17 protein-coding genes and 1 pseudogene are annotated in these 18,858 nt (G+C 61.2%); 14 read left to right on the top strand and 4 right to left on the bottom strand.

From position 1 onward, the window contains the following. Positions 1 to 27: 27 nt before the first annotated feature. The 3 genes from rhmD to C2L64_RS53340 all read left to right on the top strand — a co-directional run bounded on the left by rhmD (position 28) and on the right by C2L64_RS53340 (position 2,899). The gene (gene rhmD, locus C2L64_RS22525; protein ID WP_009769686.1) at positions 28 to 1,206 is read left to right on the top strand and encodes an L-rhamnonate dehydratase; all 1,179 of its coding nucleotides are present in this window, start codon (positions 28 to 30) and stop codon (positions 1,204 to 1,206) included. Positions 1,207 to 1,218: 12 nt separating this feature from the next. Further along, positions 1,219 to 2,001, top strand: a complete 783-nt coding sequence (locus C2L64_RS22530) for an SDR family NAD(P)-dependent oxidoreductase (RefSeq protein ID WP_009769685.1) — start codon at positions 1,219 to 1,221, stop codon at positions 1,999 to 2,001. Between the two features lie 670 nt (positions 2,002 to 2,671). Further along, on the top strand, positions 2,672 to 2,899 hold the full coding sequence (locus C2L64_RS53340) for a hypothetical protein (RefSeq protein WP_131542687.1): 228 nt from the start codon (positions 2,672 to 2,674) through the stop codon (positions 2,897 to 2,899). Here the strand turns inward: C2L64_RS53340 and C2L64_RS22535 are convergent. Continuing rightward, complete coding sequence (locus C2L64_RS22535; protein WP_007749472.1) at positions 2,868 to 3,836, bottom strand: LysR family transcriptional regulator; 969 nt, start codon at positions 3,834 to 3,836, stop codon at positions 2,868 to 2,870. The genes C2L64_RS53340 and C2L64_RS22535 overlap by 32 nt on opposite strands. Positions 3,837 to 3,985: 149 nt before the next feature. On the opposite strand from C2L64_RS22535, the gene C2L64_RS22540 reads away from it, so the two are divergent. The 6 genes from C2L64_RS22540 to rhaS all read left to right on the top strand — a co-directional run bounded on the left by C2L64_RS22540 (position 3,986) and on the right by rhaS (position 9,992). Then, complete coding sequence (locus tag C2L64_RS22540; RefSeq protein ID WP_007749469.1) at positions 3,986 to 4,312, top strand: L-rhamnose mutarotase; 327 nt, start codon at positions 3,986 to 3,988, stop codon at positions 4,310 to 4,312. 46 nt (positions 4,313 to 4,358) lie between these two features. Beyond that, on the top strand, positions 4,359 to 5,252 hold the full coding sequence (locus tag C2L64_RS22545; RefSeq protein WP_009769684.1) for an amidohydrolase family protein: 894 nt from the start codon (positions 4,359 to 4,361) through the stop codon (positions 5,250 to 5,252). A gap of 29 nt (positions 5,253 to 5,281) precedes the next feature. Then, positions 5,282 to 6,826 carry a sugar ABC transporter ATP-binding protein gene (locus C2L64_RS22550; protein WP_051058270.1) on the top strand — a complete coding sequence of 515 codons (1,545 nt, stop codon included), beginning with the start codon at positions 5,282 to 5,284 and terminating at the stop codon, positions 6,824 to 6,826. Further along, positions 6,823 to 7,884 carry an ABC transporter permease gene (locus tag C2L64_RS22555; protein ID WP_007749460.1) on the top strand — a complete coding sequence of 354 codons (1,062 nt, stop codon included), beginning with the start codon at positions 6,823 to 6,825 and terminating at the stop codon, positions 7,882 to 7,884. Before C2L64_RS22550 ends, C2L64_RS22555 begins: the two co-directional genes overlap by 4 nt. Next, entirely contained in the window at positions 7,877 to 8,905 is a 1,029-nt protein-coding gene (locus C2L64_RS22560) for an ABC transporter permease (RefSeq protein ID WP_009769682.1), read from the top strand. The genes C2L64_RS22555 and C2L64_RS22560 overlap by 8 nt, the downstream gene beginning before the upstream one ends. A gap of 79 nt (positions 8,906 to 8,984) precedes the next feature. Beyond that, positions 8,985 to 9,992 (top strand): rhamnose ABC transporter substrate-binding protein, encoded by a 1,008-nt coding sequence (gene rhaS, locus C2L64_RS22565; RefSeq protein WP_007749456.1) that lies wholly within the window; start codon positions 8,985 to 8,987, stop codon positions 9,990 to 9,992. Positions 9,993 to 10,077: 85 nt separating this feature from the next. On the opposite strand, the gene C2L64_RS22570 is transcribed toward rhaS, so the two are convergent. After that, positions 10,078 to 10,770, bottom strand: coding sequence for a response regulator transcription factor (locus C2L64_RS22570; protein WP_009769681.1), 693 nt, complete (start codon positions 10,768 to 10,770; stop codon positions 10,078 to 10,080). A gap of 487 nt (positions 10,771 to 11,257) precedes the next feature. Here C2L64_RS22570 and C2L64_RS22575 point away from each other — a divergent pair, with 487 nt between their 5' ends. Further along, positions 11,258 to 11,479: a hypothetical protein gene (locus C2L64_RS22575; protein WP_007745791.1), complete on the top strand. Its 222-nt coding sequence runs from the start codon at positions 11,258 to 11,260 to the stop codon at positions 11,477 to 11,479. A gap of 69 nt (positions 11,480 to 11,548) precedes the next feature. Here the strand turns inward: C2L64_RS22575 and C2L64_RS22580 are convergent, their stop codons facing one another. Then, a complete protein-coding gene (locus C2L64_RS22580; protein ID WP_238554817.1) occupies positions 11,549 to 12,478 on the bottom strand; it encodes a dihydrodipicolinate synthase family protein in 930 nt (309 codons plus the stop codon). Positions 12,479 to 12,480: 2 nt separating this feature from the next. After that, on the bottom strand, positions 12,481 to 14,193 hold the full coding sequence (locus tag C2L64_RS22585) for an IlvD/Edd family dehydratase (RefSeq protein ID WP_009769679.1): 1,713 nt from the start codon (positions 14,191 to 14,193) through the stop codon (positions 12,481 to 12,483). A 330-nt stretch (positions 14,194 to 14,523) separates the two neighbouring features. Between C2L64_RS22585 and C2L64_RS22590 the strand changes: the two are divergent. From C2L64_RS22590 to C2L64_RS22605, 4 genes and pseudogenes are all read left to right on the top strand, one after another. After that, positions 14,524 to 15,813 (top strand): annotated as a pseudogene (locus C2L64_RS22590) (quaternary amine ABC transporter ATP-binding protein); the annotation flags it as partial. Continuing rightward, the gene (gene choW / locus C2L64_RS22595; RefSeq protein WP_007745801.1) at positions 15,806 to 16,711 is read left to right on the top strand and encodes a choline ABC transporter permease subunit; all 906 of its coding nucleotides are present in this window, start codon (positions 15,806 to 15,808) and stop codon (positions 16,709 to 16,711) included. The pseudogene C2L64_RS22590 and the gene choW, both read left to right, overlap by 8 nt. Before the next feature lie 133 nt (positions 16,712 to 16,844). After that, entirely contained in the window at positions 16,845 to 17,822 is a 978-nt protein-coding gene (locus C2L64_RS22600; protein WP_007745802.1) for a GlxA family transcriptional regulator, read from the top strand. A 39-nt stretch (positions 17,823 to 17,861) separates the two neighbouring features. Beyond that, positions 17,862 to 18,803: a choline ABC transporter substrate-binding protein gene (locus tag C2L64_RS22605; protein ID WP_009769677.1), complete on the top strand. Its 942-nt coding sequence runs from the start codon at positions 17,862 to 17,864 to the stop codon at positions 18,801 to 18,803. Positions 18,804 to 18,858 lie beyond the last annotated feature (55 nt).

An 18,858-nucleotide genomic window follows, 5' to 3' on the forward strand; every position in this document is an offset into this window, starting at 1 on the left:
CGCAACCCACGAACGGAGCTCTAGAACATGGCGATGCCCACTATCCGGCACGTGCGTGCCTTCGTCGTCCGCGGCGGCGGCGCGGACTATCACGATCAGGCCGACGGACACTGGATCGACGATCACATCTCGACGCCGATGGCGCGTTATCCGCAGTACCGGCAAAGCCGGCAGTCGTTCGGCATCAACGTGCTGGGGACGCTGGTCGTTGAAATCGAGGCGAGCGACGGCACGGTCGGCTTCGCGGTGACGACGGGTGGCGAGATCGGCGCGTTCATCGTCGAGAAGCATCTGGCGCGCTTCCTCGAAGGACAACTCGTGACGGACATCGAGAAGATGTGGGATCAGATGTACTTCTCGACGCTCTACTACGGACGCAAGGGCGTGGTGCTCAACACGATTTCGGGCGTCGATCTCGCACTGTGGGATCTACTCGCGAAAGTGCGCAAGGAGCCCGTGTACCAGCTATTGGGCGGCCCGGTGCGCGACGAGTTGCAGTTCTACGCGACGGGCGCGCGGCCCGACCTTGCGAAGGAAATGGGCTTTATCGGCGGCAAGCTGCCGTTGCAGCACAATCCGGCAGAAGGTGAGGAGGGACTCAGAAAGAATATCGACAAGCTCGCGGAAATGCGCGGCCGCGTCGGCGACGATTTCTGGCTGATGTACGACTGCTGGATGAGCCTCGACGTCACGTACGCGACGAAGCTCGCGAAGGCCGCGCACGACTATGGGCTGAAGTGGATCGAAGAAGCGCTATCGCCCGACGACTACTGGGGTTACGCCGAACTGCGCCGCAACGTGCCGCGCGGCATGATGGTGTCGACGGGTGAGCACGAGGCGACGCGCTGGGGCTTCAGGATGCTGCTCGAAATGAACTGCTGCGATCTGATCCAGCCGGACGTCGGCTGGTGCGGCGGCATCACCGAACTGATCAAGATTTCCGCGCTCGCCGATGCGCATAACGTGATGGTCGTGCCGCATGGGTCGTCGGTGTACAGCTATCACTTCGTCGTCACGCGTCACAACTCGCCGTTCGCCGAGTTCCTGATGATGGCGCCGAAGGCCGATCAGGTGGTGCCGATGTTCACGCCGTTGCTGCTCGACGAGCCGGTGCCCGTCAATGGCCGCATGAAAGTGCCTGACACGCCGGGCTTCGGTGTGCGGCTGAATCCCGAATGCACGCTCGAGCGGCCTTATCAACATTGAACGGAGAAGCATGTGCTGCTGAAAGACAAGGCGGTGATCGTTACGGGTGGCTCGCGCGGCATTGGGCGGGCGATTGCCGTGGCGTGTGCGAAAGAGGGCGCCGATGTTGCGATCAACTACTGGGGCGATAACGATGCGTCGTATAACCGGCGTTCCGCGGTCGAAGAAGTGGTGGGTGAAATCGAATCGCTTGGGCGGCGGGTGATTGCCGTCGAGGGCAATGTCGCGTTGAAGGAGACGGGGCCTGAGCTTGTGCGGCGCACGGTCGAGGCGTTCGGTAAGGTTGATGTGCTGGCCAGCAATGCGGGCATTTGTCCGTTTCATGCATTTCTTGACATGCCCGCCGATGTGCTGGAGACGACTGTTGCCGTCAATCTCAATGGGGCGTTCTTTGTCACGCAGGCTGTTGCGCAGCAGATGAAGGCGCAGGGCACTGGCGGTGCGATCGTCGCGACGAGTTCGATCAGTGCGCTCGTTGGGGGTGGGATGCAGACGCATTACACGCCGACGAAAGCGGGTGTGCACTCGCTGATGCAGTCTTGCGCGATTGCGCTTGGGCCTTACGGCATACGGTGTAATTCTGTTATGCCTGGGACGATTGCTACTGATCTGAATGCCGAGGATCTCGGCGATGATGCCAAGAAGGCTTACTTCGAGAAGCGCATTCCGCTTGGACGGCTGGGGCAGCCGGATGATGTGGCGGATTGTGTGGTGTTTCTTGCTTCTGATCGGGCCAGATATGTTACTGGCGCTGCGTTGTTGGTTGATGGTGGGTTGTTTGTGAATTTGCAGTAGGGTTTTTGGTTGTCTGCGACGCTGGGGTTTGCTATGTGTTTGCGTTGGCATCCGCGTTACGGTGTCTGCCGTTCAAACGTCGCCCCTGTGCGGGGCGGCACCTACTTTTCTTTGCCGCCGCAAAGAAAAGTAGGCAAAAGAAAGCGGCTCACACCGCCAATCTTTCTTCTTGCCTGAGGGCCCCCAACCGGTCTTATGCTTCACACGGCAACATCTCTGTCAGCGCGCGTTGCCAACGCTTCGAATAAACGCCTCACCCGCTTCGAACTCCCATACACGGGCGAGCGGCAGCGAATGGTTTGCGCCGCCCAGGTGGCAAACTGTGTGTAGGTTATCGCGACGTATAGCTTGGCGCTCGTACATGGTGGGGCGCGTGCGCTATCGGTCCGAAGTGAGGCGTGTGTAGCGCTACGGCCTACACACAGTTTGCCACCTGGGCGGCGGCGGAATATCTGGCGCGGCACGCTGCGACGCGGGCGTGCGAAGCGGGTGAGGCGCACCGCAAGAGCGCTGGCAACAAACATGAGTCACGTGGTTGTCGTGTGAAGCGTAAGACCCTTTGGGGGCCCTCAGGCAAGGGCAAGAATTAGCGGTGTGAGCCGCTTTCTTTTGCCTACTTTTCTTTGCGGCGGCAAAGAAAAGTAGGTGCCGCCCCGCACAGGGGCGACGCTTGAAGCAAGCTAACGTATCGCGGATGCCAGCGAAAAGCCATAACGCGGATGCCGGCGCAAAGACCAAAACACCGACCGGCTCCATCTACACCCAAAAAGCAAAAATCGGCTGCCAGCGCAAAGCTAAAAAAACCAAACCGGATGCCAGCGCAAAAACAAAGCAAACCACCCAGCGTCGCAGACAACAAAAAAACCTCAAACCCCAACCGCCAGGTTATCCTCATTAGCCAGTCGATGTGAATAAACCCGAAGCAAATCGACAAACCGCTGCGCAGGCTCAGCCAGAGCCTCCTCTTTACGAGTAAGGATGCCAAACCCGGCAAGGCTCTTGCCAATCTCCACAGGCAACGCAACGAGCAACTTGCCGCGCACATGATCGCGCACAACAGACTCAGGCAACATCGCCACAGCATCATAATTCTCAAGCAACTGCAGCGTAGCAAATATAGAAGCACACTCGGTGAGATTAGCCGGCGTCCCAAGCCCCGCCCGGGCGAGTTCCTCTTCAAACAAAACCCGAGCCGGACTAGTAATAGGCTGCGCCACCCAAGGCCACTCCATCAACTCGCGAAGCGAAACAGCAGCCCGCCCAGCAACGGGATGCACAGCCCGCACAACCAGCACCAAAGTCTCCCGCGCCAGCGGCTCAAAACTGAAATCGTTATGCTGCAACGGATTAGTCAACCGCCCCAGCGCGAGATCGACTTCGCGGCGATGCAGCAATTGCACCACCTGATCGCTCGTTTCCCCGAGAATGCACACATGCAACAACGGCCGTTCGGTTTTCAGCGCGGCGACGGCCATCGCCAGCAGATCGGGCGCGGCGCCCATGATCGCGCCAACGGTCAGTTGCCCATGCCCGCCCTTGCGTTTCGCGTCCAGATCCTCGGCAAAGCGCGTGAGATCCGCCAGCGCACGCCGCGCATAGGCAAGCGTAACGACGCCCAGCGGCGTCGGCTGCATGCCGCGCGCGTTGCGCTCGAACAGCAAAAAGCCAAGCGCCTCTTCAATGTCGCCGAGCATGCGGCTCGCGCTGGGCTGCGCGACATTGATGGCATCGGCGGCCTGATGGACGTTGCGCGCGTCGTCGAGCGCGACAAGCAGCGCAAGATGCTTGAACTTGAGCCGGTTGACGAGGGGAATGCTGGCAGCGTTCTGGCTCATGGAGGATCAGCGGTGCGATTCGGTTTGAGTATCGCCCAATCCCAACAACGGATTGAGATGCTATCGACGCCCGAATTATAGTCGCATCAAGACGCTACCTTAGAGAGCGGCAAGAACAAGTGATCAAAGACACTGGAGACAAGCCCGGCATGGAGACAATCGCTTTCCGGATGGTGCTGAACCCCGGCATGCGCGACGAGTACGAGCGCCGGCATCGGGCAATCTGGCCGGAACTCGTCGATGCGCTGCACAACGCAGGCGTGCGCGATTACCGGATCTTTCTCGACGAAGACACGCACCATCTGTTCGCGATACTGACGCGCAACGCCGATCATTCGATGGAGCGCCTGCCCGAGCTCGCGGTGATGCGCAAATGGTGGGATTGCATGGCTGACATCATGCAAACGGCGCCTGACCATACGCCGCTCCAGCAAGCGCTGGTTCCAGTATTTGAGCTGCAGCATCCCTTCCACTGATTCGCGACGCTCGCCGCGCACGCGCGCCGGCGACGAAGGACGCGCCATGAAAGTTGTCGACCCGCACATTCACCTGTGGGATCTGAAGACGCATCACTACCCCTGGCTCGCCCATCCCGGCGTGTCGTTCGTCGGCGATGCGCGTGTGCTCAAGCACGACTACCTGATCGCCGATCTGCTGAAAGACGCGAGCGACATCGAATTGCTCAAGTGCGTGCACGTCGAGGCGAATCACGATCCGAAAGATCCCGTCGAAGAGACGCGCTGGCTGCAAAGCGTTGCAGACGATCCGGGTTCGCGCTCGATGCCCAACGGCATCGTCGCCGCCGTCGATCTTTCCGCGGACAACGCCGCCGAGGTTCTAGAACGCCACGCCGCATTCGCCAACACGCGCGGCGTGCGGCAAATCCTCAATGTGCATCACGACAAGCTATATGACTACGTAGGCCGCCACTTCATGCGCGAGGCGACTTGGCGCGAAAACTTCCGGCTGCTGCGCAAACACGGGATGTCGTTCGACGTGCAGCTTTATCCGTCGCAAATGGAAGACGCGGCCGCACTCGCGAACGCAGATCACGACACGCAGTTCATCGTCAATCACACGGGCATGTTCGTCGATCGCAATAGCGTCGCTGGATATCGCGCGTGGCGCGACGGGATGAAGACGCTCGCGCAATGTCCGAACGTCGCCGTGAAGATCAGCGGTCTGGCGATGTTTGACCACAAGTGGACCGTCGAAAGCCTGCGGCCTTACGTGCTCGAAACGATCGACACGTTCGGCGTCGAGCGCTCGATGTTCGCATCGAACTTTCCGGTGGACAGGCAGTTCGGTTCGTATGGCGATTTGTGGCGCGCATATGCATCGATTGTCGGTGGCGCGAGCGATGCGGAGAAAGACGCGCTTTTCGTGCGCAATGCCGAACGCTTCTATCGCATCTGAAGAAGCCTCGAACAACATGCAGTCGCAGCATGAAGGAGAACAGGGTGGAGCAACACACTGAAAGCGTGCCGAGGCTCGAACTGCGGCACGCCAGCAAAACGTTCGGGCGCGTGCGCGCACTATCCGACGGCGAACTCGTGCTGTGGCCCGGCGAAGTGCATGCGCTGCTCGGCGAGAACGGCGCGGGCAAGTCGACGCTCGTGAAGATACTCGCGGGCGTGCATCAGCCCGATACGGGCGAGCTTCGCATCGATGGCATCGAGCGCCGTTTCGCGACACCCGCCGAAGCGCGCGACGCGGGCCTTGCCGTCATCTATCAGGAACCGACGCTGTTCTTCGATCTGTCGATTGCCGAGAACATCTTCATGGGACGGCAGCCCGTCGATCGCTTCGGCCGCATTCAGCACGATGCGATGCGCCGCGAAGTCGATGGACTGCTGGCGTCGCTCGGCGTCGATCTGCGCGCGGATCGTCTCGTGCGCGGTCTGTCGATCGCCGATCAGCAAGTCATTGAGATTGCGAAGGCGCTGTCGCTGAACGCGAACGTGCTAATCATGGACGAGCCGACGGCGGCGCTGTCACTGCCCGAAGTCGAGCGGCTCTTTACGATCGTGCGCAAGCTGCGCGAGCGCGACGTCGCGATCCTGTTCATCACGCATCGGCTCGATGAAGTGTTTGCATTGACGCAGCACGTCACGATCATGCGCGACGGCGCGAAGGTGTTCGATGCGCCGACGTCAGAAATGACGACGGAATCGGTGGTCGCGAAGATGGTCGGACGCGATCTGGAAACGTTCTATCCGAAGGCCGACGTGAAGCCCGGCGACGTGCATCTGTCGGTGCGCAATTTGACGCGCGTCGGCGTGTTCAAGGACGTGTCATTCGATGTGCGCGCAGGCGAAATCGTCGCGCTCGCGGGTCTCGTCGGCGCTGGCCGCAGCGAAGTGGCACGCGCGATCTTCGGCATCGACCCGATCGATTCGGGCGAAGTGCAGATTGCGGGCAAGCGTCTGAAGACGGGCAATCCCGCCGCGGCTGTGCGTGCGGGCCTTGCGCTCGTGCCCGAAGACCGCCGCCAGCAAGGTCTGGCGCTGGAGTTGAGCATCGCGCGTAATGCGTCGATGACGGTGCTCGGCCGTCTCGTGCGCCACGGTCTGATCTCGACGCGCAGCGAGACGCAACTTGCGACGCGCTGGGGCACGCGGCTGCGCCTGAAGGCAAGCGATCCTTTAGCGCCCGTCGGCACGCTATCAGGTGGCAACCAGCAAAAGGTGGTGCTCGGCAAATGGCTCGCGACGGGCCCGAAAGTGCTGATCATCGACGAACCGACGCGTGGCATCGATGTCGGCGCGAAAACGGAAGTGTATGGCGCCCTCTCCGAACTCGTGCAGGAAGGCATGGCTGTGTTGATGATTTCGAGCGAATTGCCCGAAGTGCTCGGCATGGCGGACCGCGTGCTCGTGATGCACGAAGGCCGCATCAGCGCAGACATTTCACGCGCCGATGCGAGCGAGGAGCGCATCATGAGCGCGGCACTCGGGCAATCGGCGGCATTACTGGGGCGCGCAGCATGATCCGGCATTCCACGCATTCACACGCGGCGTCGATCGAACACGCGCCGTTGCAACGCACGCGCTCCGGCCCCGGCGGCATCGTCGGGACGATCGCGAAGAGCCGCGAGACGACGCTCTTCGTCGTGCTGATCCTGCTGATACTCGGCACGTCGCTCGCACGGCCACAGTTTCTGAACCTGCAGAATCTGCGCGACGTGCTGCTCAACGTGTCGATCGTCAGCTTGCTGACGGCGGGCATGACGGTCGTCATCCTGATGCGGCACATCGATCTGTCGATTGGTTCGACGGTCGGCATCAGCGCATATGCCGTCGGCAGTCTGTACGTTGCGTTTCCGCATATGCCCGTGCTGGTCGCGCTGGTTGCGGGCGTCGCGATCGGGCTCATCGCGGGCGGCATCAATGCGTTGCTGATCGCGGTGGGGCGCGTGCCGTCGCTGGTGGCGACGCTATCGACGCTCTATATCTTCCGCGGCGCCGATTACGCGTGGGTACACGGCGGCCAGATCAACGCGACGAGCCTGCCCGAGGCGTACTCGCGTCTCGCGACAGGCACCGTGCTCGGCATTCCGACGCTTGCGCTGATCGCCGCTGCCGTGCTGTTGGCGCTGTCGTTCTATCTGAAGCATTTCCGTGCGGGCCGCGAACACTACGCGATCGGTTCGAATCCCGAAGCGGCGCGCCTGGCGGGCGTCAATGTCGAACGGCGCGTGATGTCGGGCTTCCTGCTGTCGGGCGCGATTGCGGGCTTTGCGGGCGCGCTGTGGCTCGCGCGCTTCGGCACCGTCGACGCGAGCACCGCGAAAGGCATCGAGCTGCAGGTGGTGGCGGCGGCCGTGGTCGGCAGCGTCGCGATCACGGGTGGCGTCGGCACGATACTCGGCGCGGCGCTCGGTGCGCTCGTGCTCGGCGTGATCAGCATCGCGCTCGTCGTGCTGCACGTGTCGCCGTTCTGGGAGCAGGCGATCGAAGGCGCGCTGATCGTCGCTGCAATTGCCGCCGACACGCTGCTGGCCCGCTCCGTCGCCAAACGCATGATGAGGAAACGCGATCATGGCTAAACCCGATTCCGCGCTGCTCACGCGCAAGCGCGAAACGCCGCTGCGCTGGGAAACCTTGCTGGTCGTCGTGCTGATCCTGTCGCTCGGGTTGGGGCGCGTGTTGTCGCCCGTCTTTCTGACGGGCGCGAACCTCAGCAACGTGCTCGCCGACCTCACCGAGATCGCGTTGATGGCGTTGCCGATGACGCTGATCATCGTCGCGGCGGAGATCGATCTCTCCGTGGCGTCGGTGCTCGGCGCGTCGAGCGCGCTGATGGGCGTGCTGTGGCACATGGGCCTGCCGATGCCCGTCGTGATCGTGCTCGTGCTGCTGTTCGGCGTGATCGCGGGGCTGTTCAACGGGCTCGTGATCGTGAAGCTTAATCTGCCGTCGCTCGCCGTCACGATCGGCACGCTCGCGCTGTTTCGCGGGTTGTCGTATGTGCTGCTAGGCGATCAGGCCGTCGCGGATTTTCCGGCGGGCTACACGGCGTTCGGCATGGACACGCTGTTCGGTACGTTCATTCCGCTGCCGTTCGTGATCGTCATTGTCTGCGCCGTGCTGTTCACCGTGCTGTTGCAGTCGACGGCGTTCGGCCGCAGCCTCTACGCGATCGGCGCGAACTCGACGGCGGCGGCGTTCTCCGGTATCGAGGTCGCGAAGGTGCGGATGCGTCTTTTCATGCTATCGGGCTTCATGAGCGCGCTTGCGGGCATTGTCTACACGCTGCGCTTTACGAGCGCGCGCGGCGACAACGGCGAAGGCTTCGAGCTGTCGGTGATTGCCGCCGTGTTGTTCGGTGGCGTGAGCATCTTCGGCGGACGCGGGTCGATGGTCGGCGTGCTGCTGTCCTTGCTGATCATCGGCGTATTGAAGAACGCGCTCACGCTCGACGATGTCTCCAGCGAAACGCTGACCATCGTGACGGGCGCGCTGCTGCTCGCATCGGTGCTGATTCCGAACCTGGTCGCGCGCTGGCGAGCGATGCGCGACCGCAAGCTGATCGCCGCTCAAACGTTGACGAAGCCGAGCGCGTCGTAAGTGACGTAAACCCGCCGTACGTGATGCCGTTTAATTCAACCGGACGCCAAAAGTCCGATCCACCACCAGGAGACAACAGATGAACAAACCACTGCGTCACGCGGGAGCGATGATGCTCTGCGCGGCCATGCTGGGCGTGAGCGTCGCCGCGTCGGCGGCCGGCATCAAGCCGGATCTGAAGATCGCGTTCGTGCCCAAGCAGATCAACAACCCTTACGAAGTGATCGCCGATGATGGCGGCATGGCCGCGATCAAGGAGTTCAAGGGGCAGGGCAAGGTGGTGGGTCCGTCGGACGCGGGCGCGTCGTCACAGGTGTCGTACATCAATACGCTGACCACGCAGCGTCAGGATGCCATCGTCATCGCGGCGAACGACGCGAATGCGCTCGTGCCGTATCTGAAGAAGGCAATGTCGCAAGGCATCAAGGTCGTGACGTTCGACTCCGACACGGCGCCCGATGGCCGCCAGCTGTTCGTGAATCAGGCCAACGCGGAGAGCATTGGGCGCGGGCAGATTCAGCTCGTGTCGAAGCTGATGGGCGGCGAGGGCGAGTTCGCGATCCTGTCTGCCACGCCGAACGCGACGAATCAGAATACGTGGATCAAGTGGATGCAGGAAGAACTGAAGAAGCCCGAGTATTCGAAGTTGAAGCTCGTGAAGATCGCGTACGGCAACGACGATGACCAGAAGTCGTTCGTCGAGACGCAAGGGCTTTTGCAGGCGTATCCGAACCTGAAGGCGATCGTGGCGCCCACCTCCGTCGGCATTGCGGCGGCGGCGCGCTATATCTCGACGTCCTCGAGCAAGGGCAAGGTCGCGGTGACGGGTCTCGGCACGCCTAACCAGATGCGCGCGTTCGTGAAGAACGGCACCGTGAAGGCGTTCCAGTTGTGGGATCCGGGTCAGTTGGGCTATCTCGCGGCGTATGCGGCGGCAAGTCTCGCATCGGGCGCGATCACGGGCAAGGAAGGCGAATCGTTCGACGCGGGCAAGCTCGGCAAGCGCACCATCGGTGCGCAAGGCGAAATCATTCTTGGACCGCCGACCACGTTTGACGCAAGCAATATCGATAACTTCAACTTCTGAGGTTCATCGAGTCACTTGCTAGAAGCGGGCCGCTCGCGCGACGTGAGCGGCCTTTTTACTTTTCAATGCAAACTGGCGTCGCGCGTCAGATCAAGCCATTGACCTGTGAGTACTTGACGAGATCCGCGTTCGTCTCCAGATGAAGTTTCTTCATTGCGGTGCTTTTTTGCGTCGCGACGGTCGAGACCGACCGGTTCACCTGTCGCGCGATTTCGGTCAACGACGCGCCGGCAGCGAACAGCCGGATCACATTCATTTCCTTTTTCGTCAGGGCGGGCTTGCCGCCATTCTTTTCATTGCCGTCAAGCCGATGAAGGCGCGCACGGATCTTCGCGGAGAAATAAGGCCGGCGATGCTGCATGACTTCGCGCGCGGCGATACGGAATTCTTCGATGCCCTCGCGTTTGTCAACGATGCCCGCGACACCTGAGCGGGATACGCGGATCAGGACGTCATCGTTAGCGAGCATGGTGAAGACGACGACAGGAATGTCGGGATAGCGCTTGCGAAGTCGCGCAATGAGGTCGAGTCCGTCGATATCATCCTGCGCCGTTCCCATCGTCAAGTCCGTGATGATCAGATCCCAGGTGCCTTGGGACAGCAGTTGCAGCAGTTCGTTGCCCGACTTGACGGCGGCATCGACGATAAAGCCTGGCATGCCCGTCAACGCGCTGATGACAGCATGCCGGATAACGGGGTGGTCGTCTGCAATGGCAATCCGGAAATCGCGAATGGCATTCATGATGGGAAGGCTGGACAGCGTCGGTGGAACGTCCATGGGACGTCGGAACGGGTTGGCGCGATGCACGCCATTTCTGCATTGACGCGGGGTTCGTCCTGCGGGCTGAAGGAAAAATGAACGGAAGACGTAAGGATAACGAACAGACCGACAATTGAGTTGCGTTTTATGAAACTACTGAATATTTTCGAACAAATCCGACGTAGTACACGTGTGTGATTTGCAACACTTCTTCGCTTCGCAGACCCAATCGCTTTGTAGGTCTTGTTCGACCGGTTGATGCTTTCCGATGCATTTCCTTAAAAAAAGATAAATCTGCGCGTCGGAATTCAAGCGGCAAAGCGGCAGTGCGAAGGCCGTCATTGATGCGCGAATTGCAGTTCCTGTAAAGAACTGTCAAGGATGAAGATTGCCAGCAGAAATGCGTCAACGCTTCATGAACCCGCGCGTTTAGTGCGATGACCCCTATCAGGTCGGACGGCCAGCAAGCCGTTAGTCAATAACCCAAGGTTTGAGGATTCACGCAATGAATAAGCACATCATCGCCGCCGCTCTGGCAGGTCTGTTCTCGATCGCCGCATTCGCGCAGGCATCGGCTCCCGCAGCAACGGAAGAAGCGCCCGCAGCAGCATCGGCACCCGCTGCCAAGCACCACGCAAAGAAGCACAGCACGAAGAAGAAGCACGCACACAAGAAGGCAGCGCCCGCAAAGGCAGCCAGCGACGAAGCAGCGTCGGCAGCACAGTAAGTCTTAGCGCTCCACGCTGATGTTGCAAGAGGAAGCGCGGTTGTGAAACCGCCTTCCTCTTTTTTTGCTTCAACGGGCCGTGTTGCGCTGGTCTGCGAACGGACCCAGCGCCGCAGCAAAACGGCGCGCGCATGAGAGACCAAATGCAGTCGGACGCATGCCTCGGTCGTGCTCGACATCGAAACCCATGCGCCACGCTGCGATCCGTTTGCCGTAGCAGGTCAATGCATCCAGCGATTGCATCACGAAGACGATGGACGGCAGGATGCGTTCGTAAAGCGCTTGCGCGTTCGCCTGATCGTCTTCGATGAAAGCGCTGTACGTCGCGGCTTGCCAGTCGAACGAATCGGGTGCGACGATCAGGCCTGCGCAACCGGCGCGCAGATTGTCGATCAGTTCCTGGCCGCCGCGCCCATTGAACACGGGTAACGGACTGCCATGCTCGCGCAGCCGTTCGATCGTCGAATGAATGATCGTGGCCGGGCCTTCGCCTTTGAGCCACTGAAACTGCCCGCATTGCGCGGCCAGCGCGACGAGCGATTGAACCGTGAGCCCGACGCCCAGATATTCAGGCGCATTCTGGATGCCGACAGGCACGCGCACGCGCTGCATGACGTCGGCGAAAAAATCGAAGTAAAACGATTCGGGCTCGTCGCGAACGGATGGCGGTTGCAGGATCAGCGACGACGCGCCGTGATCCGCTGCGTAATCCGCCAATGCGAGTTGTGCGTCGGTAGTATCGCCCGTGATCGTCACGGCGAACGGCACGCGTCCCGCGATGTACGTACCCGTCCACTCGATAAAACGCTGCTTCTCTTCAAGCGTCAAACGGTTCACTTCCGTCGCAAGACCGAGAATCACGATGCCGCTTGCGCCTGCATCGATCGTCGCGTCGATCTGCGTGTGGATCGCTTGACGGTCGAGCGCATCGTTCGCGTCGAAGTAGGCGTAGAGCACGGGCCACATGCCGCGTGGCGAGAACGAGGGTAGTCGCGTCATGATCAATGCGAATCGCGCGGTACGGGCGCGCCGCTCGCGCCCACCAGGAAGTCGAGATCGGCGCCCTGGTCCGCCTGCAACACATGCTCGACATAGAGCCGGTAATAGCCGCGCGCGGGCAGTTCGGGTGCGCTCCATGCGGCGCGGCGCCGTTCCAGTTCATCGTCGGATACGTCCAGATGCAGGCGCCGCGCGGCGACGTCGAGTTCGATCATGTCGCCCGTCTGCACGAGCGCGAGCGGTCCGCCTGCCGCTGCTTCGGGCGATACGTGCAGCACCACGGCGCCATACGCCGTGCCGCTCATGCGGCCATCGGAGATGCGCACCATGTCGGTAATGCCTTTTTGCAGGACCTTTTTCGGCAGCGGCATGTTGCCGACCTCGGCGAAACCGGGATAGCCCTTCGGCCCCGCGCCCTTGAGCACCATCACGCAATGCTCGTCGATATCGAGCGATTCGTCGTCGACCTTCGCGTGCAGTTCTTCGACGTTCTCGAACACCACCGCGCGGCCGCGATGCTTCAGCAGCGAAGCCGTTGCCGCCGACGGCTTGATGACGGCGCCATTCGGCGCGAGGTTGCCGCGCAGCACGGCGATGCCCGCTTGCGGCTTGAACGGCTTAGCGAAAGTAGTGATCACCTTCTGATCGTAGTTGGGCGCATCGCAGACGTTGTCCCAGAGGGTTTTGCCATTGACGGTCAACGCGTCGCGATGCAGCAGCCCTTGCTCGCCCAGTTGCCGCAACACGGCAGGCAAGCCGCCCGCGTAGTAGAAATCTTCCATCAGGTACTCGCCCGATGGCTGCAGGTTCACGAGGCACGGCACGTCCGAGCCGAGTTCCCAGTCGTCGAGCGCGAGATCGACGCCGATGCGCCGCGCGAGCGCAATCAGATGCACGACGGCATTCGTCGATCCGCCGATCGCGGCGTTCGTGCGGATCGCGTTTTCGAAGGCCTGGCGCGTGAGGATCTTGTCCATCGTCACATCGTCGCGGACCATCTCGACGATGCGCCGTCCGGCGAGATGCGCGAGCACCTGGCGGCGCGCATCGACAGCGGGAATCGCCGCGTTGTGCGGCAGACCGATGCCGAGCGATTCGACCATCGACGCCATCGTCGATGCCGTGCCCATCGTCATGCAATGGCCGCGCGAGCGGTTCATGCACGATTCGGCATCGATGAATTCCTGCTGGCTCATCGTCCCTGCGCGCACTTCCTCGGACATCTGCCACACGCCCGTGCCCGAGCCGATCGTGCGGCCGCGAAAGCGGCCGTTGAGCATCGGCCCGCCCGACACGGCGAGCGCGGGCAGGTTGCACGAGGCCGCGCCCATCAACAGCGCCGGCGTGGTCTTGTCGCAGCCGACCAGCAGGATCACGCCGTCGAGCGGATTGCCGCGTATCGACTCTTCGACATCCATCGAAGCCAGATTGCGAAACAGCATCGCCGTGGGCCGCAGGTTCGATTCACCGAGCGACATCACGGGGAATTCGAGCGGCAGGCCGCCAGCCTCGCGCACGCCGCGCTTCACGTACTCGGCAAGCTCGCGGAAGTGCGCGTTGCAGGGCGTCAGCTCCGACCATGTATTGCAGATGCCGACCACGGGGCGGCCGTCGAATTCATCGTGCGGAATGCCCTGGTTTTTCATCCACGAACGATGGATGAAGCCGTCCTTGTCGTTGCGGCCGAACCAGCTTTGCGAGCGGAGCTTGCGCATGAGGTCTCCTGTTTTTGCTTCGTTTTTCGTACATCGATGCAGATCAGCTTAGCCCATTCGTCGCGCGAGATGGCGTTCGTTGGAAGGGCTGCGAGGATCGCGACGCGACGCGGTTGCAGCGCAACAGAAGCGATGGGATGACGCGTTTGCGCGGCAGGGCAGGGAGAACCCTTGACGGCGCTTGTCGAAACGCGCCGCGAATGCGTCATTTGTTGAATGCCGACCTTCCAATAAGCGACACGCGCACGCGCTCATCACGCACTGCAGCATCCTCGCAAAGCCTTGCTGCATAAGGGCTACACGTATCCGCTAACGCCCGTTCGTTTTTCCTCGTGTCGCATTTCCGCAAGCGTCTGTCGCAATTAGTCGGCTAGGCGGGGTTTTTTCTGGCAACTATGTAGTCACACATGTGCAGGCCGGCGCCTGCACCACGAGGAGATGGACTCGATGAAATCCCCAAAGGTCGTGGTCGAAGGATTATGTAAGGTTTTCGGGCCTAACCCGAAGTTGGCGCAGGACATGCTCTCGCGAGGCGCGTCGAAGGACGAAGTATTCGCCAAGACGGGGCATGTGGTGGGCGTCCACAACGTCTCCTTCGACGTGCAGGAAGGAGAGATTTTCGTGCTGATGGGCCTGTCCGGCTCCGGCAAGTCCACGCTGATCCGTCTCATCAACCGGCTCGTCGAACCGACGGCCGGCAAGGTGATTATCGATGGCCGCGATGTTGCCGCCATCAAGCGCTCCGAGCTGACGTCGCTGCGTCGCACCGACATGAGCATGGTGTTCCAGTCGTTCGCGCTGATGCCGCAACGCACGGTGCTGTCGAATGCGGCGTTCGGTCTCGAAGTCGGCGGCATGGGCCGCAAGCAACGCGAGAAGCGCGCGCTCGAAGTGCTCGAGCAGGTGGGCCTCGCGACCTTCGCGGGCAAGCTGCCTTCCGAGCTGTCGGGCGGCATGCAGCAGCGCGTAGGTCTCGCGCGTGCGCTCGCGGTGAACCCGTCGCTGATGATCATGGACGAAGCGTTCTCCGCGCTCGACCCGCTCAAGCGCAAGGAAATGCAAAACGTGCTGCTCGAATTGCAGAAGAACCAGCAGCGCACCATTCTGTTCGTGTCCCACGATCTGGAAGAGGCGCTGCGCATTGGCACCCGCATCGCGATCATGGAAGGCGGGCGCGTCGTGCAGATCGGCACGCCGCAGGACATCATCGCGAACCCGGCGGACGACTATGTGCGCGCGTTCTTCGAAGGCGTCGATACGAGCCGCTATCTGACGGCGGGCGATCTGATGCAGGCGAACGGCGTGCCGCTCGTGCGCAACCTGGATCAGACGAGCGTTGCCGAGTCGCTGAACGGCAGCGCGGAATATGCGTTCGTGCTGGATGCCGAGCGCCGCATCCGCGGCTTCGTCACACGCGAGGCGATCGGCAACGCGTCGCCGTCGCTGAACAAGGTCGAATGCATTTCGCGCGGCGCGCCGCTCGAACATGTCGTGTCGCGCGTGTGCGCGAGCACGACGGCTCTGCCCGTGGTCGACGACGAGGACCGCTATTGCGGTTCCGTCGATCAGGCCGCGGTCCTGAAGGTCATTACGCGTAACAGAGGGGGCGCCCATGTCTGAGATGATTCCACTCGGCCGTTGGGTCGACCAGTCCGTTCACTATCTGCTCGATCACGATGCGAGCACGTTCGATTCGATCGGCAAGGCAATCGAGAGCTTCGCCGCGATGATCGAGCATGGCCTGCAGGCCATTCCGATGTGGGCGCTGATGGCGTTCTTCATCGGCATCGGTTTGTGGCGTGTGGGCTGGCGTTTTGCAATTTTCGCCACCGCGTCGCTCTTGCTGATTTACGCAACCGGGTTCTGGGACCAGACGGTCATCACGCTGGGCCTCACGCTGTCGTCGACGCTGATCAGCCTTTTGTTCGGCATTCCGCTCGGCATCTGGACCGCGAAGAACAAGCATGTGCAGATGATCGTGCGGCCGATTCTCGATCTGATGCAGACGATGCCCGCCTTCGTCTACCTGATTCCCGCAGCGATGCTGTTCGGACTTGGCCGCGTGCCGGGGATTCTCTCCACCGTGATCTTCGCGATGCCGCCCGCCGTGCGTCTCACGAGCCTCGGCATCAAGCACGTGAACCGCGAGATCGTCGAAGCGGGGCAGGCCTTCGGCTGCACGCCGTGGCAGCTGCTGTACAAGGTGCAATTCCCGAACGCCTTGCCGTCGATCATGCAGGGCGTGAACCAGACCATCATGATGGCGCTGTCGATGGTGATCATCGCATCGATGGTGGGCGCGGGTGGTCTCGGCAACGATGTGCTCGCGAGTATCCAGCGCCTCGATATCGGGCTGGGTTTCGAAAGCGGTCTGTCTGTCGTGTTGCTGGCGATCATTCTGGACCGTATTACCGAGAGCTTTGGCCGCTCTCCTGGCTCGGCAACCGCGCCGCGCTTCGCGGGACTGCGCAATGTGATGCGCGTGCGACGCGAGCAGCAGGCTGTCGCGCAAAGTTAAGTCTCTGTCGTTTTCACTCAAGCGCCGGATTTCCGGCGCGTCTGCAATAGAACCAATAGTGGTCGTCCCGCGAGAGCCTTTGGGCTTTCGCGGTGGCCAAACACATTCTTCTTTGTGCATCACGGAGCGCGACGTGACGTCTATCAGGGCTGAAGCGCCGTTGTCGAATCTTGCGCATGTGGGCTTTCTGACTTTGCCCAGTTTTTCGATGATCGCGTTTACGAGCGCGGTCGAAGTGCTGCGCATGGCGAACTACGTTTCGCGCGCGCAGCACTATCGCTGGTCTGTGATCACGACCGACGGCGTGCCCGTGCGGGCGAGCAACGGCCTGACCGTCAAGCCGACACGCACGCTCGAAGAGGCAGGCATGCCGGATGTGCTGATCGTGTGCGGCGGCACGCAGATACGCAATGCCGTCGATACCAACGTGAAGACGCTGCTCGCGGAGGCCGCATCGCAAGGCGTGCCGTTGGGCGGCATTTGCACGGGCGCTTATGCGTTGATGACGGCGGGATTGCTCGACGGATATCGCTGCTCCGTGCATTGGGAAGACCTGTCGGCGCTGCACAAGGAATATCCGCATGTGCAATTCGCCGACGAGCTGTTCGTGATCGATCGCGATCGGTTGACATGCACGGGCGGCACCGCGCCGCTCGATCTGATGCTCGATCTCGTCGGTTCGCGTTTCGGGCAGAACCTTGCTGCGCAAGTGTCCGAGCAGTTCATTCTGGAGCGCATCCGCAGTGCGAGCGATCCGCAGCCGATTCCCGTCGATGCGCGCGTCGGTTTCTCGCGTGCCGAACTGATCGAGGTAGTGCGGCTAATGGAAGCGAATATCGAAGAGCCTTTGTCGCTCGAAGAACTCGCGCGGCTGGTGCAACTGTCGCAACGCCATCTACAGCGGATGTTCAAGGTTTATCTGAGTGTGTCGCCGACGCATTACTACCTGTCGCTGCGATTGCGGCGCGCGCGCGATCTGCTGCGCACGACGGACGCATCGATTGCGCGCGTGACGGCCGTGTGCGGATTTCATTCGCCGTGTCATTTCAGCAAGGCCTATCGCGCGCAGTTCGGTCATGCGCCGAGCGTCGAGCGACGCCACGCGAACTAGCCAGTCGAGCTGCAAACAAATCATTCCGAGGAGAAAGTGATGAAACGCAAGCTGATGATGGTGGCCGCGCTGTGCGCGACGGCTGCCGCGACCGCGCACGCCGCCGATCCCGCGGTGTGCCGCAACGTCCGTTTCGCCGACGTCGGCTGGACCGACATTGCCGCGACGACGGGGTTGGCATCGACGATCTTCCAGGGTCTCGGCTATAACCCGACGAAGACGATTGCTTCCGTGCCGATTACGTTTGCGGGCATCAAGAGCAAGCAGATCGACGTGTTCCTGGGTTATTGGGCGCCGACGATGGACCCGATCATCCAGCCGTTCGTGAAGTCCGGCACGATCAAGGTGTTGGCGACGCCGAACCTGACAGGCGCGAAGTATACGCTTGCTGTACCGGAGTATGTGTACAACGGCGGGCTGAAGAACTTCAGCGATATTGCGAAGTACGCGGACAAGCTCGATGGAAAGATCTATGGCATCGAGCCGGGTAATGACGGCAATGCGTTGATCAAAAAGATGATTGATGGCAACCAGTTTGGGCTTGGCAAGTTCAAGCTGGTTGAGTCGAGCGAGGCGGGCATGCTGGTGGAACTGAACCGTGCGGTTCGAGACAAGAAGTGGATCGTGTTCCTCGGCTGGGAGCCGCATCCGATGAACGTGCAGATGAAGATCGATTATCTGTCTGGCGGAGATGATGTGTTCGGGCCTAATTATGGCGAGGCTAAGGTGTTTACGGCTACGCCGCCCGATTACGCTGCGCGTTGTCCGAATGCGGCGAAGTTTGTATCGAACTTGCAGTTCACGACGGCAATCGAGAATCATGTGATGGTGCCTATCATGAACAAGGAAGATGCAAATAAGGCTGCGCTGGCCTGGTTGAAGGCTAATCCGCAGGCTTTGGATAAGTGGCTGGCAGGAGTGCAGACTATTGATGGCAAGGACGGCTTGCCGGCCGTTAAGGCTTATATTGCGGCGCATTGAGGCGCTTGTTTTTTTGTCTGCGACGGGTCTTTTGTTTTTGACTTTGCGCTGGCAT

The sequence above is a fragment of the Paraburkholderia hospita genome, assembly GCF_002902965.1.
In the GTDB taxonomy this organism is placed as follows: domain Bacteria; phylum Pseudomonadota; class Gammaproteobacteria; order Burkholderiales; family Burkholderiaceae; genus Paraburkholderia; species Paraburkholderia hospita.